This window comes from Pseudomonas fragi (genome assembly GCF_900105835.1).
In the GTDB taxonomy this organism is placed as follows: domain Bacteria; phylum Pseudomonadota; class Gammaproteobacteria; order Pseudomonadales; family Pseudomonadaceae; genus Aquipseudomonas; species Aquipseudomonas fragi.
On record NZ_LT629783.1, the window covers coordinates 1,212,520 to 1,239,043 of the forward strand.

The 26,524-nt window shown below is 54.0% G+C and carries 29 protein-coding genes and 1 pseudogene; 11 read left to right on the forward strand and 19 right to left on the reverse strand.

The window, feature by feature from the left end:
- A complete protein-coding gene (locus BLU25_RS05310; RefSeq protein WP_016781350.1) occupies positions 1 to 576 on the reverse strand; it encodes a hypothetical protein in 576 nt (191 codons plus the stop codon).
- A gap of 127 nt (positions 577 to 703) precedes the next feature.
- Here BLU25_RS05310 and BLU25_RS23715 point away from each other — a divergent pair, with 127 nt between their 5' ends.
- The 11 genes and pseudogenes from BLU25_RS23715 to BLU25_RS05365 all read left to right on the forward strand — a co-directional run bounded on the left by BLU25_RS23715 (position 704) and on the right by BLU25_RS05365 (position 11,800).
- On the forward strand, positions 704 to 1,246 hold the full coding sequence (locus BLU25_RS23715; RefSeq protein ID WP_228795893.1) for a hypothetical protein: 543 nt from the start codon (positions 704 to 706) through the stop codon (positions 1,244 to 1,246).
- Positions 1,247 to 1,289: 43 nt separating this feature from the next.
- A complete protein-coding gene (locus BLU25_RS23720) occupies positions 1,290 to 1,706 on the forward strand; it encodes a hypothetical protein (RefSeq protein ID WP_228795892.1) in 417 nt (138 codons plus the stop codon).
- Positions 1,607 to 2,758 (forward strand): tyrosine-type recombinase/integrase, encoded by a 1,152-nt coding sequence (locus BLU25_RS05320; RefSeq protein WP_228795913.1) that lies wholly within the window; start codon positions 1,607 to 1,609, stop codon positions 2,756 to 2,758. The genes BLU25_RS23720 and BLU25_RS05320 overlap by 100 nt, the downstream gene beginning before the upstream one ends.
- Before the next feature lie 1,095 nt (positions 2,759 to 3,853).
- Complete coding sequence (locus BLU25_RS05330; RefSeq protein ID WP_029611471.1) at positions 3,854 to 4,840, forward strand: HEPN domain-containing protein; 987 nt, start codon at positions 3,854 to 3,856, stop codon at positions 4,838 to 4,840.
- 145 nt (positions 4,841 to 4,985) lie between these two features.
- Positions 4,986 to 5,486 (forward strand): annotated as a pseudogene (locus BLU25_RS05335) (IS66 family transposase); the annotation flags it as partial.
- Positions 5,487 to 5,706: 220 nt separating this feature from the next.
- A complete protein-coding gene (locus BLU25_RS05340) occupies positions 5,707 to 7,368 on the forward strand; it encodes an ATP-dependent nuclease (protein ID WP_016781356.1) in 1,662 nt (553 codons plus the stop codon).
- Positions 7,361 to 8,533, forward strand: a complete 1,173-nt coding sequence (locus BLU25_RS05345) for a UvrD-helicase domain-containing protein (protein ID WP_029611472.1) — start codon at positions 7,361 to 7,363, stop codon at positions 8,531 to 8,533. The genes BLU25_RS05340 and BLU25_RS05345 overlap by 8 nt, the downstream gene beginning before the upstream one ends.
- A gap of 689 nt (positions 8,534 to 9,222) precedes the next feature.
- A complete protein-coding gene (locus tag BLU25_RS05350) occupies positions 9,223 to 9,945 on the forward strand; it encodes a hypothetical protein (protein ID WP_016781358.1) in 723 nt (240 codons plus the stop codon).
- A gap of 235 nt (positions 9,946 to 10,180) precedes the next feature.
- The gene (locus BLU25_RS05355) at positions 10,181 to 10,420 is read left to right on the forward strand and encodes a hypothetical protein (RefSeq protein WP_037001070.1); all 240 of its coding nucleotides are present in this window, start codon (positions 10,181 to 10,183) and stop codon (positions 10,418 to 10,420) included.
- A gap of 1 nt (position 10,421) precedes the next feature.
- Entirely contained in the window at positions 10,422 to 11,048 is a 627-nt protein-coding gene (locus BLU25_RS05360) for a hypothetical protein (protein WP_016781359.1), read from the forward strand.
- 2 nt (positions 11,049 to 11,050) lie between these two features.
- Positions 11,051 to 11,800 carry a hypothetical protein gene (locus tag BLU25_RS05365; RefSeq protein ID WP_139803944.1) on the forward strand — a complete coding sequence of 250 codons (750 nt, stop codon included), beginning with the start codon at positions 11,051 to 11,053 and terminating at the stop codon, positions 11,798 to 11,800.
- Positions 11,801 to 11,996: 196 nt separating this feature from the next.
- Here BLU25_RS05365 and BLU25_RS05370 read toward each other — a convergent pair whose 3' ends face one another.
- From BLU25_RS05370 to sdhC, 18 genes are all read right to left on the reverse strand, one after another.
- The gene (locus tag BLU25_RS05370) at positions 11,997 to 12,521 is read right to left on the reverse strand and encodes a lysis system i-spanin subunit Rz (RefSeq protein ID WP_016781361.1); all 525 of its coding nucleotides are present in this window, start codon (positions 12,519 to 12,521) and stop codon (positions 11,997 to 11,999) included.
- On the reverse strand, positions 12,518 to 13,051 hold the full coding sequence (locus tag BLU25_RS05375; RefSeq protein ID WP_016781362.1) for a glycoside hydrolase family 19 protein: 534 nt from the start codon (positions 13,049 to 13,051) through the stop codon (positions 12,518 to 12,520). The genes BLU25_RS05370 and BLU25_RS05375 overlap by 4 nt, the downstream gene beginning before the upstream one ends.
- 56 nt (positions 13,052 to 13,107) lie before the next feature.
- Positions 13,108 to 14,145, reverse strand: coding sequence for a phage late control D family protein (locus BLU25_RS05380; RefSeq protein ID WP_016781363.1), 1,038 nt, complete (start codon positions 14,143 to 14,145; stop codon positions 13,108 to 13,110).
- Positions 14,146 to 14,213: 68 nt separating this feature from the next.
- Positions 14,214 to 14,423 (reverse strand): tail protein X, encoded by a 210-nt coding sequence (locus tag BLU25_RS05385; RefSeq protein ID WP_016781364.1) that lies wholly within the window; start codon positions 14,421 to 14,423, stop codon positions 14,214 to 14,216.
- Positions 14,398 to 15,243: a phage tail protein gene (locus BLU25_RS05390; RefSeq protein ID WP_016781365.1), complete on the reverse strand. Its 846-nt coding sequence runs from the start codon at positions 15,241 to 15,243 to the stop codon at positions 14,398 to 14,400. Before BLU25_RS05390 ends, BLU25_RS05385 begins: the two co-directional genes overlap by 26 nt.
- 9 nt (positions 15,244 to 15,252) lie before the next feature.
- Positions 15,253 to 17,886 carry a phage tail tape measure protein gene (locus BLU25_RS05395; protein WP_169716041.1) on the reverse strand — a complete coding sequence of 878 codons (2,634 nt, stop codon included), beginning with the start codon at positions 17,884 to 17,886 and terminating at the stop codon, positions 15,253 to 15,255.
- A 35-nt stretch (positions 17,887 to 17,921) separates the two neighbouring features.
- Positions 17,922 to 18,044 (reverse strand): hypothetical protein, encoded by a 123-nt coding sequence (locus BLU25_RS23830; RefSeq protein WP_254925087.1) that lies wholly within the window; start codon positions 18,042 to 18,044, stop codon positions 17,922 to 17,924.
- Entirely contained in the window at positions 18,019 to 18,336 is a 318-nt protein-coding gene (locus BLU25_RS05400) for a phage tail assembly protein (protein ID WP_016781366.1), read from the reverse strand. Before BLU25_RS05400 ends, BLU25_RS23830 begins: the two co-directional genes overlap by 26 nt.
- Before the next feature lie 12 nt (positions 18,337 to 18,348).
- A complete protein-coding gene (locus BLU25_RS05405; protein ID WP_016781367.1) occupies positions 18,349 to 18,852 on the reverse strand; it encodes a phage major tail tube protein in 504 nt (167 codons plus the stop codon).
- Positions 18,853 to 18,863: 11 nt separating this feature from the next.
- Positions 18,864 to 20,027, reverse strand: a complete 1,164-nt coding sequence (locus BLU25_RS05410; protein ID WP_016781368.1) for a phage tail sheath subtilisin-like domain-containing protein — start codon at positions 20,025 to 20,027, stop codon at positions 18,864 to 18,866.
- A gap of 67 nt (positions 20,028 to 20,094) precedes the next feature.
- Positions 20,095 to 20,514: a hypothetical protein gene (locus BLU25_RS05415; RefSeq protein WP_139803943.1), complete on the reverse strand. Its 420-nt coding sequence runs from the start codon at positions 20,512 to 20,514 to the stop codon at positions 20,095 to 20,097.
- A 62-nt stretch (positions 20,515 to 20,576) separates the two neighbouring features.
- Entirely contained in the window at positions 20,577 to 21,383 is an 807-nt protein-coding gene (locus tag BLU25_RS05420; RefSeq protein WP_139803942.1) for a hypothetical protein, read from the reverse strand.
- 21 nt (positions 21,384 to 21,404) lie between these two features.
- Positions 21,405 to 23,609, reverse strand: a complete 2,205-nt coding sequence (locus tag BLU25_RS05425) for a phage tail protein (protein ID WP_083369554.1) — start codon at positions 23,607 to 23,609, stop codon at positions 21,405 to 21,407.
- Positions 23,609 to 24,412, reverse strand: coding sequence for a phage tail protein I (locus BLU25_RS05430; protein ID WP_016781372.1), 804 nt, complete (start codon positions 24,410 to 24,412; stop codon positions 23,609 to 23,611). Before BLU25_RS05430 ends, BLU25_RS05425 begins: the two co-directional genes overlap by 1 nt.
- The gene (locus BLU25_RS05435; protein WP_016781373.1) at positions 24,405 to 25,295 is read right to left on the reverse strand and encodes a baseplate assembly protein; all 891 of its coding nucleotides are present in this window, start codon (positions 25,293 to 25,295) and stop codon (positions 24,405 to 24,407) included. Before BLU25_RS05435 ends, BLU25_RS05430 begins: the two co-directional genes overlap by 8 nt.
- Complete coding sequence (locus tag BLU25_RS05440) at positions 25,292 to 25,618, reverse strand: GPW/gp25 family protein (protein ID WP_016781374.1); 327 nt, start codon at positions 25,616 to 25,618, stop codon at positions 25,292 to 25,294. Before BLU25_RS05440 ends, BLU25_RS05435 begins: the two co-directional genes overlap by 4 nt.
- A 4-nt stretch (positions 25,619 to 25,622) precedes the next feature.
- Complete coding sequence (locus BLU25_RS05445; protein ID WP_016781375.1) at positions 25,623 to 25,817, reverse strand: hypothetical protein; 195 nt, start codon at positions 25,815 to 25,817, stop codon at positions 25,623 to 25,625.
- Positions 25,818 to 25,981: 164 nt separating this feature from the next.
- Positions 25,982 to 26,359 (reverse strand): succinate dehydrogenase, cytochrome b556 subunit, encoded by a 378-nt coding sequence (gene sdhC / locus BLU25_RS05450; RefSeq protein ID WP_016781376.1) that lies wholly within the window; start codon positions 26,357 to 26,359, stop codon positions 25,982 to 25,984.
- Positions 26,360 to 26,524: the final 165 nt, after the last annotated feature.

The window sequence follows — 26,524 nt, forward strand, 5'->3', positions numbered from 1 at the left end:
CTAAGCATCTGGCTCAAGATTCCTTATAACCCATAATACTCGAAGACAACTTAGTAAATGGGTGACTTCCAAGCCCTGCCGCCTATGTAGCTCATAGATCAAATCTCGACAGGAATCAAAGCAAGCTCGGACTTTAGAATTTGTGAGTTGGGTTTGCCAACCCACGCTGGTCTGTTCACGGTGAGGAAATTCCATTCCCTCCACCTCCCTGGAAAAAAAGTGAGTTTCTGTTCGGCCATGGGCCATCGTATTTCTAAACTCTATAGTGTCTTTGACCAGTGGATAGACGACATCCAAGCTGGAGTCTGCCAAGCCGACCTTAGATCTAAGAAGCTTGTACTTCGTCCAGATGCTGGTTCTCTTATCAATTCCAGTATTCCATTCCGGATAGCCGAGTTCATCACCGAGGTGATTAAAGTAAGCTTCGACAAAAAAGCTACTTAGGACCATTGCATTGAGCAGATTGTAACTTCTACCTTCCTCTGCCTCCTCTGCACTAGTTAGCGCAGCCCTTGCACCTATATGAAAAAAAGCATAGGTGATAAGTTTTGTTTCACCACGCAACATCCCTGCCATTCCGTCTCTCCTATAAATCACATACCGGACAGTGACTATACCACTCCGCCGCTCGGGCATAGCCCGGCTTAGGAACCCCCATCCCTTTATTGAATGCCTGCCAGTGATCGGCGGGCGAGGTATCCCTATGCCTGCAATCCTTCAGCGATTCCATCAGGTAGCAAACGACGCGCTCGTAAAGATCAGTTCTCACTGCCTACCCGGCGCCAAGATAGCACTGGTGATTTACACCCCAGGCAAGCCCGAGGAAGACATCATCCTCAAGGATCAAGGCCTCGATGACAACGAAGTGGTCAGCTCCCTGCGCCGCCGCGGCCTAAGCATTGACGGCGACAATGCCTACAAGCGCGACCTCTGCGACGCGATTGTCGGAACCCTGATCATGGGCGCACAGAACACCAACCCGCCACCACCGGATCACTGGGGACAGCGTTTCTGGGATATTGGCCGCGAGGAGCGTTCCAGTAACGAGAGCCTTCTGAAAGCCCTAGTGGCACTGACCCAGATCGCGGGTGAATGCGAGCAGATCGCTAGCAATTACAGCGGCACCATTGACGGAATTTTTGAACACGGCGGCGGCGACCACGAAGACCCGAGCTGCGCAATTTTCCACAGACTGTATTACGCCATGTTCGATGCACGCACCGCCATCGCCAAAGCCACCCGTTAACCCGCCCTTTGCCGCCCAACGCGGCGGTTTGGAGTTTTGCACCATGGCAAACGCAACAGCAGCAAAGGTCGGACAGCACCTGCCGCGCATTCTTCGCGCTGGCGAAGCACCGGGTTACCTCGGCATGTGCCGCGGCGAATTCGACAAAACAGTAAGGCCCCACGTCCGGGAATTCCGCATCGGTACCCAGGGTGTCGGCTTTGATCGGATCGAGCTCGATGAGTGGGTAGATGCGTACATCGCAAGCAGGCTGATTGAAAAAGCAGTCAATCAGGACAACAATCGGCCTCGCAGCGAGCGCCAAGGCAAAGATAACGGAGCTACGCCATGGCCCAAAAAGCAATCACCGGCCTCCAGAAAATGCCGAGCGGCATCTGGAAAATCGACAAAAAGTACAGAGGAGAACGAATTCAAGAGAGTACTGGCACTTGTGACCGCCAAGAAGCCGAGCAGTACCTGATCCACTTGCTGGAAAAGCTTCGACAGGAAAAGGTCTACGGTGTCAAAAAGGTCAGGACCTGGCGAGAGGCGGCTACCCGCTTCTTGCTGGAGGTGAGGGATCAGGCATCAATCCATATATCTGCAACCTATATGGCCCAGCTTGATCCGTTCATTGGGGACATGCCGATCACGCACATCGATGACGACTCCCTGGCACCGTACATTCATTCCAAGCTGCACCCTGTCGAGGGCAAGCCTGTAACGAATCGCACGGTCAATATTGCCCTTCAACGGGCAATCAGGGTTCTCAATCTATGCGCGCGCAAATGGCGTGATGATGAGCGCAGACCATGGCTCGATGTTGTGCCGATGATCTCGCTCCTGGATGAGAAGACGAACTGCCGCAAGCCTTACCCGCTTTCTTGGGAAGAGCAGTCGATCTTGTTCGCTGAGCTGCCGCCACACCTGCAGACCATGGCCATGTTCAAGGTCAATACGGGGTGTCGGGAGCAAGAGGTTTGCAAGCTTCAATGGGATTGGGAAATCGCGGTACCGGAGTTGGATACCACGGTGTTTTTGATTCCGGCCGGGTTCGGCGGACGAAGTGCAAGGTCTGGTGTGAAGAACCGGGACGAGCGCCTGGTGATTCTCAACACCGTGGCCAAGTCGGTCATTGAGAAGCAGCGAGGCCAGCACAAGCTGTACGTCTTTCCTTTCGGCAAGCCAGACAGCGAAGGGGATGAAACGATGGTTCACCGTATGAATGACTCAGCCTGGAAGAAGGCCAGGGTCAGGGCGGCGAAGAAATGGCAGGAGAAGTATTTGCGGCCGGCACATGATGGTTTCGCCCGGATCCGCATTCACGACCTGAAGCACACCTTTGGCAGAAGGCTGCGTGCAGCAGGCGTGACTGAGGAGGATCGCAAAGCATTGCTCGGCCATAAGAACGGCAGCATCACCAGTCACTACTCATCGGCAGAGCTGGACCAACTGATTGAGGCTGCAAACAAGGTATCAGTAACCGACTCGCGCGCACCAGCGCTGACGATCCTGAAGAGGAGGCAGGGATAGCAGGAAACCCAAGGTCACTCGAAAAGTCACTAGGGTAGAAATGAAAAAGCCACCGTAAAGGTGGCTAAGTCATTGAAAAATATGGTCGGGACGGAGTGATTCGAACACTCGACCCCTAGCACCCCATGTTCCCTCGTAAAATATCGTAACTCGTTGTAAGTAAAAGAAAAATACAATTATGGATGATGGCAAAATGTACTGCTATTCGTGCTTAGGCAAACGGTAAACCGGGGCCTGTGGGGTAGGTTTTGCGCAGCTTTGGTGCAGTCTGTCTCACCTTCAGCTTTTTGATTACAGCCATTCTCAGACCAGTAACGCTGAGCTGAAGGCCAAAAGCTGCCCTTCGCGAAAAGCGGCTCAGAGCTTCAACCAGAGAACGATTTGTGCTAGCCGCTCATGAGTTTCCAGTCTCCAAAAAAATGATAGCAAACATTCGATTCTATTCATCCAATACGCTATCTTTTACATAGGAGTTCAGCTGCTCACATATATAAAGCCGTTGAAGGTGCAGTAAGCCACTAAAAAACAATAGTAAATAGGTAACCCATAGGGAAGAGTGGCAGCTTTGGAACAGAGTGAAAAGATCTACAGAGCAACAGTTAAGACAAGTCGAAAATATCCGAAAAGGCTTACGGACTATATTGATGCGTTAGTTAAGCATGGACGATTATTGGAGGCCAAGCACTTTTTCTTAGATCTGTGCCAATTGGGCCCCAATCATCCAAAAACCATACGACTCGGTTATACGATAGCAATTGCAACTTTTGACAACGATTGGATTTATAAATACGACCAGCTTTTAACCAACTCTACAAAAGACAGCAGTGAAGTGTACTGGTACCGCTTGCGCTATTATCATTCACAAAACAACATCACGGCCTGCGAAACCACAAGCTGTGAGTTGCTTAAGGTTAAATTGAACACTGACCGCCTATCAACAATTATTGAGGTTTGTATGGCGCGAAGAAGCTACTTAATAGCTCAGTCGCTAGCAGAGTACTTATCAATAAACCACGTAACACTAACCCCTCAATACAACAAACTGCTTAAGCAAATAGTCATAACTAGGCTCACACATTCTATTCAGAGGTACCTATGACCAGCTATTTGGTTGTAAAAATTTTGGATGACAGAAGCTTTAGTCTTCCTTCCACTTTAAACTTTGGCCCTGTTGAGCTTCGATCTTATTCGGCCGATACCAAATATGAAGTTAGCGCACTTGAAAAATCCGCATCTGAAAACGGGCTTGACTACGAAAAACATAAAGTATGCGCAAGAATTGCCACAATAGTTGAATGCGAAAATCATAGCGAAGCTGTGCATACCGCTGACACCAGATTCCTTGAGGTTCTTGACTTCAAGTCTACAGAATATTCGACATCTACAATAAAGACCTCCCAAATTGGGCTGATAAAGGACCTGTCATCCGGCGAAATCACATCCATTACAAGAACAGGATTTCAACCATCTCTCGCGTTTGTAATGCATAATGGAAGCATACAATATGTTGATACTACAGTTTACTTACTTTCGCTCAAAAACGAGCTTTGCGACCGATACAGACGGTCTTTACACTGGGCAAGAAATAGCAAGAACGAGACAAATCCTCAGCTGAGAATCATATTTTTATGGTTTGCCTTAGAAGCACTATTAAAAGCAGATGAACACGATAACTGCGTAGAAAGCTACATTAGATTATTTATAGGATTCCCAAACGGACAACAGCAATGGGTAATATCGCCATTAACCAAAGAAAAGTTAGAGAACCACCCTAGATATCAACACTGGAAAAAACAGCTTATTGAAATAGTCAAGGAGATTCGAGATTTTCGGAACGACTCTGTCCACTCAGGGTTTCGAAGCATGGACTTCACAAAAGAAAAACTTGAATTATTTAGCACAATTATGATTTATGCCGTAAGCAGGTGCCAAGCTGGTGTAATGCAGGGCTTATTAAACAACTTAGAAACCTTAGTCGAATTCAAAGAGTATGCAGTACCATTATTCGAGAACAACAAAAATCTCATCAATGACATCCATAACAATATCATCTACTCTTTAGATCACCCCATCACTTACTAAACACTCTTCAGTTAAATTACGCACTGATGACACAGATCGTTTTTTTGCCAATCGCAGTCGGTCGCGAGTGGCTCGCTAATGACCCAGGCTGCGTTAAAACGCATGCACCATTTTGAAATCCGCGCAGGTACTTAAAATCTGCCAGCGTTTGGTTATCGCCCTGAATCTGATTAACAAGCTGTACGGTATCGAGCGAGATTTAAAAGAAGTCGGCGATGAACATCGTCACGAATGCCGACAGCAAAACAGTCTGCCGGTGTTGGCGCAGTTGCAAACATGGCTGGAGAAAACCCAGCCACAAGTGACGGCGCAAAATGCACTGGGCAAAGCCATCAGCTACTTGGCTAGCAACTGGATCAAGCTGGTGCGCTTCACCGAAGCCGGTTACTTGCCAATCGACAACAATGCGGCAGAGCGTGCGATCAGGCCCTTCGTTATCGGGCGCAAGAACTGGCTGTTCAGCGACACACCCAAAGGCGCGATGGCCAGCGCTCAGCTTTACAGTTTGATCGAGACGGCTAAAGCCAACGGCCAAGAGCCCTATGCGTGGCTGCGCTACGTACTTGAGCGCCTGCCACAAGCCTCGTCAGTCGACGCTTACGAAGCGCTGCTGCCGTGGAACTGCTCGCCAGAGATGCCACGGTAAACCGTTAACCCACTGTTAGGTAGGTAGGGTTTATGGATCGCATACCTACAATCGATCAGTCAGTCCTTCTTCACTGCTTGCTTTAGGTTTCAACACGTCTTGATATAAAACGCAGTGCCTGATTAGTGACTGCACTGGACAAGGTATCCACGGCCCTATAGCGTGAACTTAATGGCCTAACGCCATAATGTTCTTCAATGTCTCATAAGGATTTGAAATCGTGCACATAGAATCGATACGTCTGATCAACTTCAAAAAATTCAAGGATCAGACTTTTGACTTCAACGAAGACGTGAATATTTTCGTAGGTGATAACAATTCTGGCAAAAGCACGATCCTGGAAGCTTTGGAGATCGTACTCAATTTTCAGTATCGCGGTCGGCCATTCAATAGCGAATTTTCCCCTGATCTATTCAACGCAGAGACAGTCGCTGCGTTCAGAGCCTCGCCAAAAACGCCTGCAGACTTACCTACCCTCGTGATCGAGGCGTACATGAAGAACCTGCCCGACTACCGCGGTGCGAACAACAGTTTGAAGAAAGATGCTCAGGGGGTTCAGATCAAAGCCAGCTTTGATCCAGATTTTACTGATGCCTATGACGCTTACCTAGCCTCCGGTGCCGCGATAACCAGCATCCCAGTGGAATTCTACCAAGTTGAATGGATGGATTTTGCCTGGAATGTTATCAAACCGATGACCAAGCAATTTAGAGCGCTCTACATCGACCCCACTCGCATTCATCCCACCTTCGGCAAAAATCAGTACATCTCGAATGTGCTGAGCACCGCACTCAGAAAGGACGAAGAATACCGTTTGAGCCTGAACTACCGTGAGACCCTCCAATCCTTTAACAATACAGATGAGGTTACCACCGTCAACAAGGGTTTGGATTCCGATAACAGGATCACGGAAAAGAAGCTGACCATCGCCGCCAACACCATGCCCGCAGGCGCTCTCCAGAACGCTCTGCAACTTGAAGTAAATGCAGTGCCGTTCCACATGATCGGTAAGGGTGAGCAGAGCAAGGTACAAATCAAGCTGGCCCTGCACAACAAGTCAAAAGACATCGACCTAGTGATGATGGAGGAGCCGGAAAATCACCTCTCGCATGTCGAACTGAGCAAGTTGGTGCAAGACATCGAGGATCAGCGAGACGGCAAGCAGCTTTTCCTGACCACCCACAGTTCCTATGTTCTGAACAAACTGAGCCTCAATAAAATCTGCTTGCTGCATGACGGATACAAGAGACTTCACCTCTTGGACAAAGTGGTGGTCAAGACGCTGAAGCGGTTACCAGGCTACGACACGCTCCGTGTCGCGCTCTCGAAGAAGGTGGTGCTGGTCGAAGGCCCCTCTGATGAGTTGATACTCAAAAAGCTCTACAGAGACACTCACAAGGGGCGACTGCCAGAGCAGGACGGGATCGATATCATTGTGGTACGTGGCGTCGGGTTCAAGACGTTCATTGCGATCGGCAAAGAAATTGGTACCGCAATTAATGTCCTGCGGGATAACGATGGCAATTACGAAAGGAACATCGTTGAAGCGGGTAAGGAATACATTGCTTTCCCAAACATAAAGCTGGTCTCTTCAAAAAACGACAATGAGTTTTCGCTGGAGCCAGCGATGATTTTAGCCAATGCCACATCTGAAAAAGAGTTGCAGGCATTTGCAGAAATTGTCCTATCCACCCAAACCTTTAAACGGCTCGCTGCCAAACCTACCTTTGCTGAAAAGCTCGAGTTTATCGTGGAGTGGTTTAGAAGCAGTGACGGCGACGGGAAAGGTAAAAAGAAAGTCGATTCTGCCATCAGCCTTTTCGAGACTGAGAAGCCGTTCAAATATCCAGTATTCCTCACTGAGGTACTGAATTTTGCCTAATAAACTCTGCATGGCGGGTGCCGGCTCAGGCAAGACTCACAAGGTAATTGTCGAATCAATCGCCGAAATCGAGCGCGGGGGAAAGGTTCTGGTGGTGACCTACACGACAAGTAATCAGCAGGAACTGAGACGTCGATTTCTGGAGGTTTTTGGTACGCACAGTGATCGGTTCGTGGTCAAAGGTCTGTTCTCTTTTTACTTGGAAGACATGGTGAGGCCGTATCAGCAGGCATTGTTCTCGCGGCGGATCGATGGCATCTGCTTCAACCAGCGCAATCCTCATATGAAGCCAAATTCAACGTTTATGCTCCCGGGGCGTGCGGAGCAACTGGACGACAAAAGCTACAACCCAAAACATTTTCTGACCTCATGCAAGACTAAGGCTCACACCGGCTTTCTCGCAAAACTGGCGAGCCGGATCATGAAGGCCACGAAAAACTCTGCTGCAGTACGACTAGGGGAGATTTACACCCAGGTGTTCTTTGATGAGGTCCAAGATCTGGTTGGGTGGGACTATGAGGTGCTAAAGGGATTGAACAAAACGATGCCGACACCTATCACGTGCGTGGGAGATTTCCGGCAGACGGTGTACGAAACAACGTTTGGCCAAAAAGCGCCTAAAACAGCCGCTGAGAAAATCGCTGCTTTCAAGTCCATGGACTTTGTGGAGGAGGCATTAGTCCTCAACCGGCGGTGCATTCAGCCGATTTGTGACGTCGCGGACGCAGTACACAAGGGCGCTTATGAAGCTACGAAATCAGCGGTTAAAGAGACCCCACCTGAATTTGCCCATCACCTCGGCACCTTCATCGTCAAGGAGTCGGACGTTGCCGAATACATCAAAGTGTTTGACCCTATGGTTCTGCGCTGGAGTGTAACATCCGGGGCAAAGCTTCTTCCTGCCCAGGCGCGATGCTACAACTTTGGAGGGAGTAAGGGGCTAGGTTTTGAACGGGTGTTGGTGCTTCCCGCGGAAAGCCAACTGCACTTCGTGCTTGACGGCCAAAAACCGTTTCCAGCGAAGGACGAAACAGCTCAGAACAAGATGTACGTCGCCATCACACGCGCGCGATTCAGTCTTGGATTCATTGTGCCGGACAAGAAGGCCGAAGGCTTGCGCTTCCCAGTTTGGGCAGCTGAACCTCAAAAAAGAGATCAACTATGAGGTCTATGCAGGCGCCTCACACTCCGGCGATGAGAAACTTGCAAAGGATCTGGAATCGACTGCGAGCCATTCCCCTTGAGTCCAGCAATTGTGAAGGAAAAGGGCCTGCAAGGCCGCGCTGATGATATCGGCATACGCATAAGTGGAATGCCCAAAACGGGCGACAAGTATGCCTTTGTTGCCAGCTCGGGCGGCAGCTTTAGATCGAAATCGGACCGAGTACAACGTCCGCGTCTGGCCAATTGCAACCAATCACGATGCATCGCTATCGACACATGGCTGACGCTGACCAAATGCACCAATCGCTCCTAAGCTGCCGCTCAATAGCCAACTACAAAGCTTGGGGCAGCTAAAGTTATGTTTTCTCGCCTCTCGAATATTTACCATGTTCTACAAAGGATGAGGAGAAGGCATAGCTGATGCTTTCTCCTGAAAGGCGAGGATTTATCTGGGGAGCATAATTTGAGCGCTGTACTTTCATAACTCTCAGAATCTGCCTCCTAACCTCTGAAAGCTAGTGGACGTTAACGGATGACCAGGGACTTGTAAGTCACGTAGCATCCTGTATTAAATGGGGTTTTCGGTCACTTTCGAAAAGTACTTTAAAGCTATCCGTCCCCCAAGTTTCCGTTTAATACCGATTAAGCACTCCTCCTGACGTGCTACCTGATAGGAAAGACTAATCTGCCATGCTCAAAATTGCACTGAATTGCATCATGTACCTATGCGCAATCTATTGCATAGGAGATAACATCCGTCGCAACCCAAAAATCGACGCATTTTTAGCGGCCCTTGAGGGTGGCTATACTCGAATCAATCAGCACCTTGAAAATGCTACAGTGCGCTCAGGACTCGCTGTGATGCGCAAAATTTACGGATGGACCAGCCTGGTCATGTTCTGTGTCTTTGCCGTCTTGACGTATTCTCTGCCGAGCTGGAAGGGGGCGATGGATGCAACCTCTCAGCTATTCATGCTGACTTTCATGTTCTGGATGTCGATCAAGTGGGCGGTTGACCACAAAGTAACTCTAATCGAGCACTGGAAAACCTATTCACTCTTGATATCTGCCCCACTTCTCATGGGGCTTTGCGACACCTTACTCGACTCAGGTTTTACGCGGGCGCTAGTAATTCCGTTGGCGCAGTTCCCGTTAAATCTGCACATCGATATCACTGCACTTCCGCCCTTGTTCATTGGTGGCTTCTACTCGGCACTATTTCTGGTTTTTTTTGTGAGCTACTACCTGATGACTTGGGTCATTACCACCCCGGTGCTAATCATTTCGGTACTGACGATTGCCATTCCTATCATTTTTTGCCGGCTGCTAGCAGCCATTGATCGAGAGAAGACATTCTTGTGGTTTGCTGTCTTCACGGGTGGGGCTTGCATGCTCTGGCTGACGCAGCTTTAAAATTTTTCACACCCTGCGCATACGCAAGATCGTAATGATTAGGGGTGAATCGCCCCGGATTCTCGAGACAGCCTGAACCCACCCACTACGGGTTATCCTCTTGGCGTACCTCTGAGCTATGCTCCACCGGTGAGTAGTTTTTTTTACTCCACAGTCAGGCATAATGCCATGAAGGGCTCTGGCGTAACCGGCCAATGGCGCTAAACCAACTGAATATGGGAAAAGTAGAGTAAATATGAGCGAGTCGAAAACTGCCGAAATTGTCAAAAGAAAAGTAAGCTCATCTAAAGAAGAAAGGGAATCTTGTAACATTTTCCCAAACAGAATCAGATGTTATACAGTCGACGGCGTTATAAATATTGACTTCGGATTTGTCACCACGGGCAACACAATAAAAATCCAAAATGGTGTCGCCCTAGGTAAAGGTATGGCTGAGAGCCTAATCGAGCAACTTAAAAAAGCACTAGAGCAGTGACATGACTAAAGCAGACTGCAAAAAACCTGACTTCTTATCAGCCGATAATTTTTTGGAGTCATCTTTTGTCGAGATATCGAGCAAAAACCTTGTAAACCTTAAATTCGAGGCTTTCGAAAATTGCTGGATAACAGAAGTCTCATACAAACCAAAGAAAGTTAGCAGAAAAAATCTCAGGCTTGACTGGAGAGGAAACTACGCAAAATACCTAGAGTGCATTTCAGAAAGCCCACAGAAAGAAAGTGTCGACTATCTATTTTTTGTAAAAATAATACATGACTTAGGCGAAGACCTAGACATAAAAGGCCCTTTTATTTTCAGGAATGAATTATCCGTACATAAAAAGTCCTTAATTAACTTTTTGAGACACGCACCAGATCTATCTGAATATCTCTCATCCGAAAGCATTCTTATAGATGGTGACACCAACTGTATTTCCGTACAAATAAAGCGCAATCACACCGCCCTAAACATGTTTTTCAAGAAAGATGGAGGCATTGTTTTCAATACATTTGACGACGATCAAGATGACAACTCCTTCAGAATATTTGGCGACTTACTTACGAGTAGCAAAAGCTATTTAAAATCAGCAAAAATAAAAAGACTACTCTCAATTCTAGGTGAGTGAACATGCCGTCCAACATTCAAAGGAGTGAATCCTCAAACCTTAACAGCGCTGTTTTAATGGAAATTAAAACGGTAGAAAACGGCTATCAATTCTGCGATGACGAAGCTGACATCCTCTGCGATTTTGACACCCTTCCAACAAATAATCTTTCTGAAATCAGTCACTTATGGAGAAATGCCAAAACGTCATCTATTAATAAAAATGATGAGGTACTCTCCACGGCCTACGACTTGAGGGACAACGAACTTGAAAGTCGGCAAATTAGTTTATACGAGGCTATTTCTAACTTAAAAGTTCCCGAAGACTTAAATCTCGAAGCCTATAACGTAAATTTCTTCTTGGCAACTCAAGCCCCCATAGATATTTCAAAAAGCACCATTATCAAGCTAGATATCAACCGCCTCAAAGTCGCCGCAGAAACAAGCAGCCTAGTTAACGAATTCATAGAATCCATTACAATATCTGATTCCCAGAACGAGAATCACATAAACGCATATCATTGGGATATGACTTTTTCAACGAGCGACCAAGACAAACTCGTACACATTAAAAGCTTGCTTTGCAGATGCTCTATAACTTTCCCCCAAGCAAAAACCATGAGCCAAGTTGATTTCTCCAAGCAAATGGACAAAATTAGAAAAGCACGAAGAAAGGGGAACACAGCCTTAACACTTACACACCAAAACCCCATTAACAACGCCACTCAGGACTCATCGCACAGCTTGAGTTCTGAGACCCCAGCACAAACATAAAATTCCGCACTATATTAGTTTAGCCTTCCACCACCATAGGCAGAAGGCATAACTTCAAGCGCCAGAACTAACCACTTATAAAATACGTGACAATATTCACACCACAGAGTAAAAAAACACACTTAATTCGAGGCCAACTTTTCAAACCTAACACATTGAATTACATGCTGACCCAGCAGATTTAATCATTAACTACTCATTCTACGTTCGAAACTTCTTTAGCATAGGCCTGACAGGCCTGCAGCGCGATCAGTCCTTGATCGCCGTCGCCGGTGATTCCGATAATTCGTTGAGCATGCGCTGGGTCAAGTCGGGCTCTATGGGCGCCATAAACCACGCCGCCGGTGCGGGTGGTGGTTTGCATTGGGTCACAACCAGTTGCGGCGGCGTCGAGTTGGACTGACAGCCGCAGGTCAGCAGTAGCAAGACGATCACGCAGACGTGCCTGTTTCGTTTTCTCATCGGTAAGGGCTCTGTAATGGGCTTGGTCACTGGCGGCCAGCCACTGCTCCAGGGCGAGGCGCTTGCCCTGCTCTTCCAGAATTTGCGCTGAGTTTGCATTTGCCACATAGGTGCGTTCGGTTTGGTGGGCGACTTCCTTGGCGGCCAGTTGCTGGCCGTAGGCGTTGGCCTGCCACTCCCATGCAGCCCAAGCGCTGCCCGCCATCAGGGCCAGGATGATCAGCAGCACCCCACCCCGCTTCACCGCATCGACCTTCACGCCAACACCTTAAGCGCCCGGGCGTACAGCGCCTGTCGATCGGCCGCGCCGTTCTGGCCACCGTTGATGCGCTGGGTGATCTTGTCGAACTGGCCCGCGTCGGCCAGTGTGCTCAGGCCCTTGGTCGCCCAGAACCATGCCGCTGACATGCAGGCGTGCTGTGGTTTCTCCAGCAGTTCGGGCTGCTTGATCAGGTCAAGGCCCAGCCCTTCACCACACGCCATGTAGTTGGCCCGGCCGGTGATCTGGATCAGGCCACGGCCCCGGTACTTGGAGCCGTCGCCGGCCACGGTGTTACCAAGGTCTTTGCGGCCTTCGTATTTGGCTTGGGCAGCCGTTGGGCCCCAGATTTCCTTAACGTATTTGAGCTGGCCGGACTCGTGTCCAATCTGCGCGATAAACGCGGCTACGCGCTTCGTCCCGACGATCTGGTAATGCCCCATCGCGGCGTTGAGTGCCGGCACAAAAACGCCGGCAACTGGGCCGGCGTTGGGGAGGATCTGCAGCAGTTGTTGCTGGGTGATAGACATAAGTTGCCCTTACGAAAAAGCCCGCACAAGGCGGGCCGGGGGTGGGTTTGTGCGGGTTAAAGCTGGACGATTTTCAGGGTCTTTTCAGGCTTCTTGCCTTTGACCTTGGCCTTGCCCTTTTTGCCAGCGTTGCACTCGATCGTCGTAGACCAGCCGGACTGGGTGAATACCTGTTCCCGGGAGTCCACCAGATACTCGCCATCGAGCCCGTCCTTGAATCCTTGGGCATTGATCATCCGTTCTGCGAACAGATCAGAGCGCCCGGGCATTTCCAGTCGCACACCTGCAGTCGAGCGGTTGAATGCGGCCAAGCGCGCCTTGGCGGCCTGCTCGGCGGCGGTTTTGTTGGGGTGGATATGCCGATCGGTATGCACCGGTGGCAGTCCTTCCGGGGCGTCGTCGTTGTTCAGATTGACCACTGAAAGTTTGCCGGTGGCTTTGTCCTGGTACTTGGTGCTGACGGCCTTGTGGGTCGAGCGATCGCCCAGCCGAAAGCTGTAGCGGCTGACGTCCGTTTTGTTAATAGTCACGACGCCCAGCGTCTTGCCGCTGGCCGTGACACCGCCCTGACGCGGCATAACGATCAACTTGCCGTCAGCGACCTTGGCCGTGCAGTCGTGCTGCCGGGCCAAGCGGGTAATAAAGTTAAAGTCCGATTCACCCAACTGGTCAGCCCGGGGCACGATCGTGGCCACCGTACAGGCCGGCTCCCAGCCGTTACGCCGCGCCACGGCACTGACGATGGTGGCCAAGGTGCCGCCCTCCCAACTGCCGCTACGGGTGGTCTTGCCGCTGCCGCGCATATCGCTGGCCTTGCCGTGTATCACCAGCGTGTCCGGCGGGCCGGAGATTTCGACCTCATCAACCACATAGCGGCCCTCTCGGGACAAGGTCGACCCGGCATAGCCCAGATAGATTTCGATGCTGGCTCCCCGAGACGGCAACGTCACTGCGCTGTCACGGTCATCAATGCGCAACTCAAACTCGTCCGACTCCATCCCGGGCTTGTCAGAGGTGCGCAACAGCAGCAGCCGGTCATTGATCATTCGGGTAATATCGCTGCCATCGGCGACGATGCGAAAAACGGGCGTCATATCCAGCTCCAATAAAAAACCCCGCACAAAGGCGGGGCTCAGGTTTTAAGGCGCGTTACGCGTAACTATCAGCTCCAGAGCTGGACGGCCTGCTCATCGCTGGCCAGCGCCAAGTCCGGCAACACGATCAGTACACCACCACGATACGGCTCCGGTTCGGCGGCCAGCCCGGGGTTGGCTTCCAGCACCGCATCCACGCTGCCATTGAGGTGGCCATAGGCGTTGTGGCAAATGGTGTAAAGCTTGTCGCCATCAAGTGTTCTGCAGGTCCTCGCCATATCGGACGAACTCCAAACTAAAGCCCTGCTTGCGGGGAATTCCGCCCTGCAGGAACGCGCTCTGATCCTCGGTGATCGAGGTCAAACACCAATCCCCCAGGACAAAGCCATAGCCCGTGGTGAGCCCCAGAGGCACCAACAACCCGCCAATGCTGCGCAGGGTGTCCAGTTGCTTGAGACCGCCCCGGTGGCCGGGAAAGATCGAACCTTTGAGGGTGATTTTGTCGTCACCCATGCCCACTGCCTGCTGTGCCGGCCGACGCATAAGGCGCTCTTGCGAGGCCCAACGAAAACCACTCTGCCGGTTCAGTTCCTCAAAAGCCGCCGTGTCCAGGTTGAAGTAGTACGGCGGCGCCTCATGCTTGTGCGGCTGCAGGATCAGCAAGTGGGGGAACGGCTTCACCGCCTCCACGGCCGGGGTGGTATCAGTCGCAAACACGCTGGTGGGCAGGATGTTTCCCAACGCGGGATTGATCTTGCCGGCGATCTGGTTGATCGCATTTTTGGCCCGAGTGGCCTGCTCGCTGAACACCCCCAGGCGCTGCTCGATCTGCGAGGCGGCACGGGTGGCTTGGTTATAGACCGCGACCACCGAGCCCACCTTGGACTGTGCCGCGCTGATACTGCGCATGACCCGCTGCAGCTTTTCACCGACCATCGGGCCAATGATCGGCAGGGTCTCCAGCTCCGAAGCGGCGCCGCTGATTTCACTGATAGCACCGTTTACCGGCCCCATCATCCCGTCCAGACTTCGCCGCCCCGCCTCCCCTGCAGTGGCCAAGTAACTGACGGTGCTTTGCATCTGCTCCATGTAGGCCATATCACCTCCTTACCCGATATGCGGGGCGTCGTATAACTTGCGGTCATTGGCGCGGCGGGCGTCGTCTTCCATCCGCCGGGTAAAGTCCTGGAACTGGCCCTGCATCATTGGCTGCAGCTTGCGCATGAACTCGTCCGGATCTTTGACATCGCCCTGAACGGTGATGGGCATATGCGGAGCAAAGGTGATTTTCTGATCCACCACTGCTGGCTTGGACTCAGGCTTTAGCATCAGCGGCGACGGGGCTTGCGTCCGACCGGACTGCGCCGACATCGAGCGCACCACATCGCCCGGCTCCGCATCACTACCAAACAGCGATTTGGCAAACGACGTCTTGCCGAACATTCCGCCGACGGCATCTCCGCCCATCCCCCCCAGAAACGCGCCGACCAGACCGCCCACCGCCGTGCCAATGATTGGCACCACGGAGCCGATCGCCGCGCCGGCAGCTGCACCGGCCATCGTGCCCGCCAGTCCGCCTGCAGCACCACCGTAACCCGCAGCCTTCTCTTCGGCCGTTTTGGCCGTGGTGTAGGTGTCAAAGGCCTTGATGCCCGCCTCAAATAGCGAGCCGGCCGGGATGGCTTTCCCCGCGTTGCTGATAGTGCCTACAGCGTTCATCAACCGAGCGCCCAAGCGCGGCGGCACGGGTGGCGGTGCCGGCGGGCGCGGTGGCCCCCGGCGCCGCGATCGACGGCCACCACGACCACCGCCACCAGGGCCACCCCCGCCGAGTTCCCGAGCATTGACCACAAATACCTTCTGCGTATGGTCAGGCCCGGCCTCATCCTCTCCGCCCTTGGCCTCCCGAATCACATCGAGCAGCTTCAGACCGGTTTCGACCGGGTCCAGTTTGGTATCCGGGGCGTCCTCACCCTCCTTGTCTTCATCCTTGCGGCCCAGCAACGCATTGAGTCCCGACGAGACCAGCGACTTGACCGCGTCCCCCTTGCCGTCCCCGTCATCGTCACCGCCGCCCAGTGCGTCCTTGGCGTTGGTGACAAAGACCGACTGCACACCGGCGCGACCTGCACCGCCGCCACCCAGTCCGCCCCGGGCCAGATTGACCAGCCCCCGGCCGATCTTGAACGCACCCAGCAGACTGGTGACAACGCTGGCCCCGGTGGCCAGCGCCGTCAGCCCCATCACCAGCTTGGGCGACTCGTCCGACAGTTTGGTGATGCCCTTGACCACCGTGGTCAGCCCAGAGGCCACCGCATCCGTGACCGGGCGAATGGCATCGCCCACACTGCGCATGGCGTCATTGCCTGCCTGAATCGTCTCGGCCCATTTTTGCGATGAGGTGTCGCGCCGTTCCGACAGGTTTTTGTCCAAGATCCCAGAGGCCCCGGACGCCTCGTTTTTAAGCTGCTCGTACAGCGCCTTGTTCTGCACATAGGCGGTCAGAGCTGACTTGACCTGCATGTCCGCGAAAATATCGCCGGTGCGCAACGCCTGCTCCAGACTGCTGAGCATGGCCTTGGCCTTTTCCGGGTTCGCCTCCTTGCTGATCTGGGCGGTGGCCTCGGCCATCTTGGCGGCTTTCTTCGGGTCGGTAGCTTCGATGTACCGCTTGGCCAACCCAAAACTGGCCTCCAGCGTGGACATACCACCCTGAATACCAGTGTTCAGCGAGCCCTGATAATCAATGCCGGCCTTCTTGTAGGCATCCACTACTTCGCCGGAACCAATTTTCTCCATCCAGTTTTTCAGGTTGTTGGCCGCCTCGTCGGAGGTGCCAGCGGTTTTCATCTGCACCTGGAGCATCGCCCCCAGCTGCGTCACGGCGTCCATGCCGGTGATGCCCTGTTTCTGCATGCTTGCGAGCAGTTGCGGGAACCAACGCGCCATGTCGCTGGCCTCAAAACTGCCCGCCTGCCCTTGGAACGCCACCGCCTCCAGCGCCTTTTCCAACACCTTGGGGTCGGTGATGTTGGCGTTACTCTGCAGCGCCTGAATCATCTTTGCCGTGTCGACACCAGATGAACCCTGCCCCACGACGAACTTGGCCGCCACCGGCGCAAACTCCATCGCCTGCTTTAGATCCATCCCCGCGCCGACCAACTGGTTGACCACATCGGCCACTTCGTTGCGGCCCATGCCGATATCATTCGACGTCGAGATGATGCTGCGCGACATGTCGGCCTCTTGCGCCGAACGGGCCACCCCGGCCTTGATCGCAATATCACGGATGATCGCCTGATAATCGGCGCTGACCTTGGCCGTCACGGCTACCATGCCGGTCGCCACAACACCCTGCGCCACACCGGCGCGCACCTGCTGCTTGCCCTGATCGATCTGGCCAAAGCCTTTGGCCTTCAGTTCAGCGCTACGCCCAGCGCGGCCCAGGCGATCGTATTCCTTCGCCAGTCGGCCGACCTCCACGCCTTCCTTGCGCAGTACGCCAAGGTTTCGCTCCAGCCGGTTCAGCAACGCTTGCGCACCCTTCTCGCCGGCGGCGTGAGCCTTGCGCCATTCATCACGCAGGCGCATGGTTTCGCCAATTGTGCTCTGCAGTACGCGGGCTTTTTTGCCTTGCTCACTGAGCTTTTTGACGCGGCTTTCCACATCCTTAAATGCAGCGCCCACGGTCGAGCTGACCGCCCCGCCGATGACAAGGCCGAGCGCCATTTTGTTAGCCATAGGATTGCCCTGTTACGTGTAGCGGAGGGAGCAGCTCAATCCGTGAGCCACCACAGCATGCGGTTAAACGGCATGGCCTCGATCTCGCTGGCCGAGAAATGAAATTCCCGGGCCAGGTACTTGGCCGCCGCTTTAATCGTGGTAGGCGTAAGGTTCATCATCTTCGACCAGGCGAAAATAGCCGACCTGCAGGCGGTTGTAGTCGACGATGGTCATGGCGCTAATATCCTTGTCCCCCGACCCTGTGAGGGACGCGAACAAGATCAGCTCGCGCTTCTCCGCATCACCGCCGGACTGGACGGTGGCTTGCTGTACATCCTTGACCGTCGGGGCGCGCAGGCTGATCCGATCAACTTGGATTTGGTTGATCTCGGTCGGTTTGCGCAAGGTGATGGTGGCACCTTCGGCCGTCAGTTCCAGCCAGCTTGGGAGTTTCTTGGTGGTGCTCATGTTCATTGCTCCTTAAAGGCCCAGGGCGTTACGCACGTCAGCCAGTTGGTCCACGCCATCGATGACGCGCACGCAGTTGATCGGATCGATTTCAAACATCACGCGCCCGTCGATTTCGAGCTTGTAGTAGGTGACGTCCACGGCGTACTTGAACTCAGCCTTGGAACCGGCCGACCACTCGCCCGGGTCGACTTCGCGCAGGCCGCCACGCAAGGTGGCCACCACACCGGTAGTCGCACCCTTCAAGCCCTTGAAGGCCCCGCGAAACGACGCGTTGAAACCGGTCTGATCAAAAGACCCGAAGTACTTCAGCACTTCTTTTCGCACGCCGTTGGTAGTGAAGCTGCACTCCAGCTTTTCAAGCCCCATGTCCATGCCCACCGGCGCATCCATGCCACCACCGCGATACTCCTCGGTTTTGACGGTCAGCTTGGGCAGGCTCAGGCTCGGCACGTCGCCTTGAAGGCTCATCCCGTCCACGAACATATTGGTGTTAAACAGGGTTTGCGGAATCATTGAACGCCTCCTTAGGCTTCCAGAACTTCAGTCAGCCACTGGTTCGTGACCTCGATTTGGAAAATCGGGTTTTCCGCCGGCGGCACATCGGTAAAGCGGATGGTCCAGTACACCTTGCCCTGCTCGATCTGCGTGGCCGTGGTTTTCTCCAGGTCGGGGTAGACCTCAAAGTTGATCACCGCGCCCTGCGCTTTCAGGTCACGCATAAAGGCGTTAACCGTCTCGGTCACGTCCTTGACGTAGGTCTTGGTGATGCCCCGGTCGACGGCCCATTTCATGCCCGCCTGAATAGCCTCCATCACCATGTCGGTGGTGCGCACGCGGGTGACAAAGGCCCACTTGGAATCGCTCGACAGGGTGCGGTTGCCCCACAGGCGATAGCCGCCGTCACGGATGATGGTGGTGATATTGGCGCCGTTGAGCAGGTTGGCCCGGCAGGTCTTGTCGCCGTCCAGGTACTCGATCGGGCGCACGGTGCCGGTGATACCGGCAATCTCTTTGTTCGACGGCGACGACCAAAAACCAAAGCGCGAATCGGTCTGTGCAAACAGGCCTGCAGCGATCGCAGAACCCGGCACCGAGACATCGCCGTTAAGCGTTGTGCTCCACTGCTTGACCGCCGGATCGACCATAAACAGGCGTTTAGAGCCGAAGTTTTCGGCGTAGGCGATCGCGGCCTCGTCGGTGGTGTTTGGCCCGTCGATGATGCCGATGGCCTTTAGCTTGCCGGCCAGAACATCCATCGCAGTGGCCACCGCTTGCGTGGCGCTGTGCTTGGGCGCAATCACCAGTCGCGGCTGCAGGTTGAACAGGCTTTTGCCATCGAGCAGCGCCTGCATGCCGGTGCGCTTGCCGTCCGCCGCCACACCGCCAATGATCGAGCTGGTGAGTGCCGCCGCCTCGGTGCCGACCGGCACACCTACTGCGACAATCGCGGCAGCCGACTGGTTGAAGATGGCCTTACAGGCTCGGGTCAGCGCCGAGTCAGCACCGAATGCGGCCACCGCTTCACTCTCACGGGTCAGCAGGGTGGGCACGTTCGCCGCCACCAGACCCAGTCCCGGGTTGAAGGTGTCGACCAGGCCAATGATCGAAGACGAGGGCAGCGCGATGATGCGGGCACCGGTCTCGACCAGGGCCACGGTGATGCCGTGAAAGAAGTCGGTAGAACTCATGGGTATCTCCACAGAAACAAAAAAACCGCTTTCGCGGCTTGTAGTGACTCCAACGCGGAACGCTGGCTTAGATGGCGTCCAGCTCGGCAATCACCAATTCGCCGGCAGCGACCACCGCCTCGACAGTGGCCTGCCCAGCGAGCGAAGCCTTGCCACCGATGCGAGCCGCCTCGATGCGGGCCGCCACCGATAACCAGGAGTCACGGGCGGCAATCACCCGCGCCGCCTGTTCTTGAGGTGTGAGCTGCAAAGCCTCGGCCTCGGCCTTAAGCAACACAAAGTCGCTGGCATCCATCGGCGACCCAGCCGCGATGTAACGCTCAGCTTCGTTCGCCTTGAGCAAATACATCGAGTCCTGACCATCGATCCGCGTGGCATTGCGTGCGCGGGCACGCGCCACAGCAGCATCGATCCCTTGCTGGAAGTGCTCAGCAGCAGCCCCCGCCAGTACCAGTACTGGAACCTCGGCCGCTAGCGCATCTTCCAAGGAGAATGACGAATAGAACTGCCCATCATATGTAAAGTTAAGCCGCATTTTTGACCGCCTAATTAAGCAAGAATAAGGTTGCTAATGACACTTCGAATTGCGCCGTTCGAGTCTTGAATAACGCCAGTCAAATAATCACCTAGCCATTTACCACCAGCGGGCAAAGTATTGCCATTAGCGGCAAAAATCATTGGGGTTCCCGCAAACTCGACTAACGGAGTATTAAGAACTACAGGGCCGACTCGGCTGATCTTGTTCAAGTAAAAAGAGGAAACACCGATTTGGCTGTTAATGGTGTGGCGTGCAAGCGGTGTATCGCCCAGCTCAATCTCGCAATTGGTCAGGTGATACATACCCATAGGGCGATCATTGCGACGAAAAAGGCCTACGTACACGTTGTTCACAGTTGCGCCAGGAACAACGTAATCAGCCGTGCGAACGCGAAGGCCTGCTAGAACAATGGTGGCGCTATCCATCAGAAAGCCGGTGGTGCTGTTGTCCATAGCCCCATTCGTTCCGACAAGACAATAATTGCGCAAGGTCGGCTTAACAGTCTCTCCTGGAGCCACTCCAATCGTAATGTTTTTAAATGAAACATTGATGCTACCGATCAGATGCTCATGGCCAAACAATCGAATGTAGCCACCACCGCCATAAGGGATAACAAGAATAGCCTTGGCAATTGTTTTAAACGGCTTCGAAAATGAACCTGTACCAGTGACATCATCGCCGCTGATAGCGTTCACATAAAGGTCTTTACTCATCGCAGGCACTGCAGCTATTGCAGCAGCTACGGACGCGTTAATACCCTTCTCTTTATCCTGAAACATTGTTAGAAGGCGAGTAGTCTCAGCCAGCAGTGCCGACATGCCCATAATAATTCCCCTGATTTATTTGCGCTTAAGCTGCGTAATTTCGTTCTTAAGAATCTCGATTGACTTACTCATTTCAGTCATCGAGTCTTTTTGCGTCAGGTGGCCGCGCATTAACCCGGCCATGCTGGTCGCACAGTCACCCGCCAAGGCATCGACCGCTGCCGCCGCCCAACCCCCTTCATGGAACATCGGATAGACCGGGTAGCGCAGAACCAAACCGCCCGCGTCCTCGATCTTGGGCAGAACTGCGTAAATGCCCGAGGCCCGGACCAACTGCGGCTTACCCGCGCTATCCAGCATCCAACGCGGGCTAGCCCCTGTATCCGCTGGGTCGGGGTCTTTTACCGTGTCAGAGAACATCTCGGCCGGCGTAATGTAGTGGCGAGCACTGTCATTGCGGCCGGCCCAAGCGGTTTGTGCTGTAGCACCGTCGCCTGTCGTGGTGGCCACAGTCGCAATGCCATAGGGGTTCCAGCCCTCCAGCGGCGTGCGCAAAATCAACTCCAACGGAATCGCATAGCTGTTGCGATAGGTTTGGCCATCCGCCACAAACGACGCCACCTCAGGGCGGGTATTGGACGCGACAAACAGCGTCGGGTCGTTGTAACTACGCAAGCCCTTGGTGCGGCCGCTGGCATTGCGCTCATGCCCATAGCGGCGGTTGTAGTAGGCCGCGTTCAGCAGCTCGGTACTGCCCCATTTGGTCAGTTTGGTCACTAAGCCGCTGTCGGTGTATTGCTCGACCAAGTTGGCCCCGGTGCCGTTCAGCCCAGGCACCTTGGCCATCAACTCATCCAGTAGGTCGATGGTCGGGGCTTCGTTATACGCGCCCCAAGTCGGATCGGCCGACAGCTCACGATTGATACGCCAGCGCTGCCGGCGAGTGTTAGCAATCTGCGGCCCCGTCAGGTTCGCATTCCAACGCTGCAACGGCAGGTCGAGCGGTGTAATGAGTTTATCCACGGGGTAATCCCCCACGCTCCCCACGTCCGCGACCGAGATACGATAACGCCAGGCCACGTACTGCGGCCGCCCGTTCTTGGAAACTTGCTGCAACGAGCTTGGGATAAACGACCCGTTTTCATTGCGACCGCTGTAGCCGGTGGCGCCAACTAACTGGGTACGCAACAACAGGTCGCGATAGCCGTTAATTTCCTCCAGATGGCGGAAGCTTTCAAAGGTGTCGTTAACATCATCGGTCAACAGCTCCGGCCAAATCTCCAGAACCGACAGGTTCCAACGAAAATGCGGCTGATAATCGCGAATGCTGGTATCGCGAACCGCAAAGGCGCGAAAGTACTCTTTCATTTCGGCGACCTTCGCCGGAATGCCAACCGCCGCATTCACCGACGCCGGGGCTTCGGGCGGCGCAATATCGCTCATTGCCAAGTACTTACCCGGCGCGGCGCTGCGCAAGCGATAGTCGTTGTGGCGGGTCCTGACCATACGGCCGTTGATCATGGCCGCGATTTCACCCAGCCCTGAAGTCGCCAGCAGGTTCGGGTGGTTATGCAGGTTGATGGCCGCATATGCACCGTCGAACGTGCGGTTAAATGACTCAGTACCGGCAGCGCCGTATTGACGACTACCCAACACCCCCGACTGACCAAAGCTCCGAAGAATTTCAGCCATGTATTCCGACTGACTCGACTCCGACACCCAGTCGGTTTCGATGAAATTGGACAGCGGGTACTTGTGGGTTTTGCCTGCCTCATGCTCGGCCGACAAGACGCTGGCCAACTCGGTATCGACAAAATCTTTCACCCAGGCCCGGGTAGCCTGAATGACTGTGCCGTCGAGGAGCAACGTCACATTGTCAGCATTACTGGTGGTGAAAATGGTGCGGATGTTGACTTCGCGGCCAGCACCGGAGGCAATCAGCGGCTTGAACGATTCAGGGTATTTGCCGATGGCGTACAGCACACCCGTGTCTGTCCAGACAGCAACCTCACGAATCCAGAATCCCCCCACGCTTTGCGGGATGATCGCTTCGACCACCAGCCAGGCCGTGTTCGTTTTGTCTTGATACAGGTTGCTGAAGTTGCCTTCCCAGACCTTTCGCTTCAAGGCAACTTGCGTATCGACTGGGTTGTAGGTGGCTCCATTGCCGTCACCCACGCTCATTTTTACCAGTTTGATCGGCTTGCCTGAGGCCTTGCAGGCGGCTTCATATTGCATGCCGGCCTTGGTCAAAATCGTATAGAACTCTTGCGCTGCCATCACGCCTCCAACGGGTAAATAGTGGTTAACTCCCCCGCGTCTACGGTGATGGACTGACAGGCCGGTTCGGCCTGTTGCTCCAGCTCAGTGACCTGCAAGGGGTGGATTGTTGTTTGCTCGCTGTAAGCACTGCCAGCCGCCTCTTTGGCGGGGTAGGCGTGTTGTTCCAGCAATGTGGGTTGAAGCGGGTAAAGCGTGGTGTCTTCGGCGGTCATGGCAATGTTCGCCGCCTCTCGAACTGCACAGGTGAGGTCCATCAACGTGACTTGTAACGGGTAAATCGTGGTGACTTCACCCTCTACAACACAGGCACCGAACCGCAGGGTGCTGGTTGTTTCCAGGCTGATACGCAGGAGATTCATGTGCCGACTGACCGGCTTAGTGTCCTCAATAAGCCGGATCAGCTCCTGGCACACTTTCTCGGTGAAGCCGCCATCCCGAACCTCGACCTTCAGCGCATAGGTGCCCGGCTCGCGTTCAGGTAGGGTCTGCCACCACTCTTCCACGTCAATGACGTAGCCCAGGGACTCGGCCACCCGTTTCAACGCGCCCACGGTGCCCTTACGCTTGTGGATCTCGAAAGAGTCTTTAATCACCTTGCGCTTGATCGCTTCCGTCCAGTCAGGGTCCCAGCGATCGACACTGCGCTGAATGGCCAGCCAAGGCAGCAACTCAACCGGACAGGTGTCCGGTGAGTTCATGCGGCGAAGGACGTTTGGCAGATCAGGGTTTTCCATCGACACTAGGGCCAGCGCCTGCTCCAGCGTCGTGCGATTCGACGGCAACAGGCTGGCATCACTCATCGGTGCCACCGAACACCACGCTAAAGCCCGTGCAATTGGCGGCCTGATGGTCCAGCACCACCACATCCTCAACCGGGTGGACCAGCTCCACGCGCTGCACCAGCGAAACATGCAAGGCGGCATGGATAGCTGATCGACGGATATCCCGCCCCAAGCGGCGCTGGGTGTTGATATAGCGATCCAGGGACGACCGGGCTTCAGCCAGGATCAGCTCAATCTCCGGGCCCGGGTAGAGGTACAAAACAGCCTCAATCCGGTAGTCGATCAGACCGGCGGACTGGACGATCACGCGGTCGCCTAACGGCCGCACATCCTCATCACTGAGGGCCACCCGAACCACCTCAAGCAAATCCTCAGAAGCCACGCCATCGCCAACCCGGCTAAGAATACTGACCTCAACCATGGCGGGGCTTGGACTGACGACCCGGGCATCCGCCACCCGACCATCGGCCGACATGGCGTGAAATACGTAAGCATCCCGAGGGCCAGCAATCGACAGGCCCTCAAATGCAAACAGCGTGCGCTCCACCAGGGAGTCGTCCGACTCGTATTGCGCCTCGATCGGCGGTACTGCACCAGGATCAGCGGCGACCACGGTCAGACGTTTTACGTTGTAGTTGGCCGCTAGGTGATCCACATCGCTGCCCCGGGCAAAGGCCAACAGCAGCGCCTTGGCCGCATCGTTGATCCGCGCCCGGCTCATCATCTTGTCGTAAGCGGCCTTTTCCAGCAGCTTGACCACCGGGTCGGACTCCAGCGCTGCCGACCAGTTGTCCCCCATCAAGCCGCGAAAGTCGGTCAGCGCCTCTTGGTACAACGACTCAAAATCCAGCGGCTCCAGCACAAGCGGGGCCGGTAAACGGGACAGGTCAAGGGTGCTCATACGTTCACTTCCAATAGCTGACTGTCGCCCTTGTAGATACCCGACAGGCGAAAAGTGATACGCCCATCAAGAACGGACAGGACTTGAACCTGCGTCAGTTCCAGACGCGGCTCCCAGCGTTTCAGGGCGCGGGCCGCCTCAGCCTGCACAGCGCTTTTCCAGCCCTCACTGACGGGCAGATCGACAAAGCGCCGGATGGTGCTGCCGTATTCCGGGCGCATTAGCCGGGACCCCAGCGGCGTGGTCAAAATGTCTTCAATGGACTGCCTCAGATGCTTAACGCCCGAGATAGGCAGCCCGGTACGGCGGTCCATTCCGATCATGGGGCTACTCCGGCAGACGCTCTAAATCAGGGTGTTTATCGAGAAATGCCTGCGCTTCGGCGTCCGACGCCTCGACGTGGTGCTTGCTGACCTGCAGCAGGCGGTCGTCGCTCATCACCAGAGTGCGTGAGATAAAAGCCCGGTCGCGGTAAACCACCGGGCTGACAGGCTTGTCGATCGGGACGGCTTTGCTCGTCATCGTTTTCTCCAGGACAAAAAAAACCCGCAAAATGCGGGCTGGGGGTACGGTCAAAAGGCTAGGGTTTAAGCATCAGAAACAAACACATTCAATACTGGCTGCTCAAAAGCTCAAAACTTGGCAATTCGACCGTGAATACTTTTCGATTTTCGATTAAGGAAAACTCAAGTCCAAAGCCAAACACCAGCAACAGCGATCAAGACGATAGAAATCACGAGCACAATCATAGATCCGCGCTTACCGCCTTCCAGCGTCTCACCAACCCCCATATCCATGATGAGATGTCTTACACCTGCGACCAAGTGATAAGCCAGTGCTGACACCACCACCCAAACAACGATCTTCGCAAATGGCGTGGACAACATGGCCTTCATTTCGTTGAAACCTTCCTCGGAGCTCAGCGATTTTCCCAGGGCGTACAACAGTAAGAACACGCAGGGAAAGAGAATCAGTCCTGAGATCCGGTGCAATATCGATGTGATAGCGGTAATCGGATACTTGAAGGTTCCAAGGTCAAGGTTCACGGGTCTTTTCTGGTTCATATCCAATCCTGATGTAGGAAAAAGGGCTTATCTATTTGGCCCCAGTTGCGTCTCGGTGCTACGACAAAACTCGGCGCAGCTATGTCTGTAGAGGGGCGAGGCTGCCATTCATCAATGGGTACATCGCAATCCTAAACTAAACCAACCGGTTCAGTTTACAGCTTA

Coding starts and splice junctions, on each gene's coding strand:
- BLU25_RS05310 (WP_016781350.1), bottom strand. CDS start 576: ATGGCAGGGATGTTGCGTGGTGAAACAAAACTTATCACCTATGCTTTT.
- BLU25_RS23715 (WP_228795893.1), top strand. CDS start 704: ATGCCTGCAATCCTTCAGCGATTCCATCAGGTAGCAAACGACGCGCTC.
- BLU25_RS23720 (WP_228795892.1), top strand. CDS start 1,290: ATGGCAAACGCAACAGCAGCAAAGGTCGGACAGCACCTGCCGCGCATT.
- BLU25_RS05320 (WP_228795913.1), top strand. CDS start 1,607: ATGCCGAGCGGCATCTGGAAAATCGACAAAAAGTACAGAGGAGAACGA.
- BLU25_RS05330 (WP_029611471.1), top strand. CDS start 3,854: ATGACCAGCTATTTGGTTGTAAAAATTTTGGATGACAGAAGCTTTAGT.
- BLU25_RS05350 (WP_016781358.1), top strand. CDS start 9,223: ATGCTCAAAATTGCACTGAATTGCATCATGTACCTATGCGCAATCTAT.
- BLU25_RS05355 (WP_037001070.1), top strand. CDS start 10,181: ATGAGCGAGTCGAAAACTGCCGAAATTGTCAAAAGAAAAGTAAGCTCA.
- BLU25_RS05360 (WP_016781359.1), top strand. CDS start 10,422: ATGACTAAAGCAGACTGCAAAAAACCTGACTTCTTATCAGCCGATAAT.
- BLU25_RS05365 (WP_139803944.1), top strand. CDS start 11,051: ATGCCGTCCAACATTCAAAGGAGTGAATCCTCAAACCTTAACAGCGCT.
- BLU25_RS05375 (WP_016781362.1), bottom strand. CDS start 13,051: ATGTCTATCACCCAGCAACAACTGCTGCAGATCCTCCCCAACGCCGGC.
- BLU25_RS05380 (WP_016781363.1), bottom strand. CDS start 14,145: ATGACGCCCGTTTTTCGCATCGTCGCCGATGGCAGCGATATTACCCGA.
- BLU25_RS05385 (WP_016781364.1), bottom strand. CDS start 14,423: ATGGCGAGGACCTGCAGAACACTTGATGGCGACAAGCTTTACACCATT.
- BLU25_RS05390 (WP_016781365.1), bottom strand. CDS start 15,243: ATGGCCTACATGGAGCAGATGCAAAGCACCGTCAGTTACTTGGCCACT.
- BLU25_RS05395 (WP_169716041.1), bottom strand. CDS start 17,886: ATGGCTAACAAAATGGCGCTCGGCCTTGTCATCGGCGGGGCGGTCAGC.
- BLU25_RS23830 (WP_254925087.1), bottom strand. CDS start 18,044: ATGAACCTTACGCCTACCACGATTAAAGCGGCGGCCAAGTACCTGGCC.
- BLU25_RS05400 (WP_016781366.1), bottom strand. CDS start 18,336: ATGAGCACCACCAAGAAACTCCCAAGCTGGCTGGAACTGACGGCCGAA.
- BLU25_RS05405 (WP_016781367.1), bottom strand. CDS start 18,852: ATGATTCCGCAAACCCTGTTTAACACCAATATGTTCGTGGACGGGATG.
- BLU25_RS05410 (WP_016781368.1), bottom strand. CDS start 20,027: ATGAGTTCTACCGACTTCTTTCACGGCATCACCGTGGCCCTGGTCGAG.
- BLU25_RS05420 (WP_139803942.1), bottom strand. CDS start 21,383: ATGTCGGCACTGCTGGCTGAGACTACTCGCCTTCTAACAATGTTTCAG.
- BLU25_RS05425 (WP_083369554.1), bottom strand. CDS start 23,609: ATGGCAGCGCAAGAGTTCTATACGATTTTGACCAAGGCCGGCATGCAA.
- BLU25_RS05430 (WP_016781372.1), bottom strand. CDS start 24,412: ATGAGTGATGCCAGCCTGTTGCCGTCGAATCGCACGACGCTGGAGCAG.
- BLU25_RS05435 (WP_016781373.1), bottom strand. CDS start 25,295: ATGAGCACCCTTGACCTGTCCCGTTTACCGGCCCCGCTTGTGCTGGAG.
- BLU25_RS05440 (WP_016781374.1), bottom strand. CDS start 25,618: ATGATCGGAATGGACCGCCGTACCGGGCTGCCTATCTCGGGCGTTAAG.
- BLU25_RS05445 (WP_016781375.1), bottom strand. CDS start 25,817: ATGACGAGCAAAGCCGTCCCGATCGACAAGCCTGTCAGCCCGGTGGTT.
- sdhC (WP_016781376.1), bottom strand. CDS start 26,359: ATGAACCAGAAAAGACCCGTGAACCTTGACCTTGGAACCTTCAAGTAT.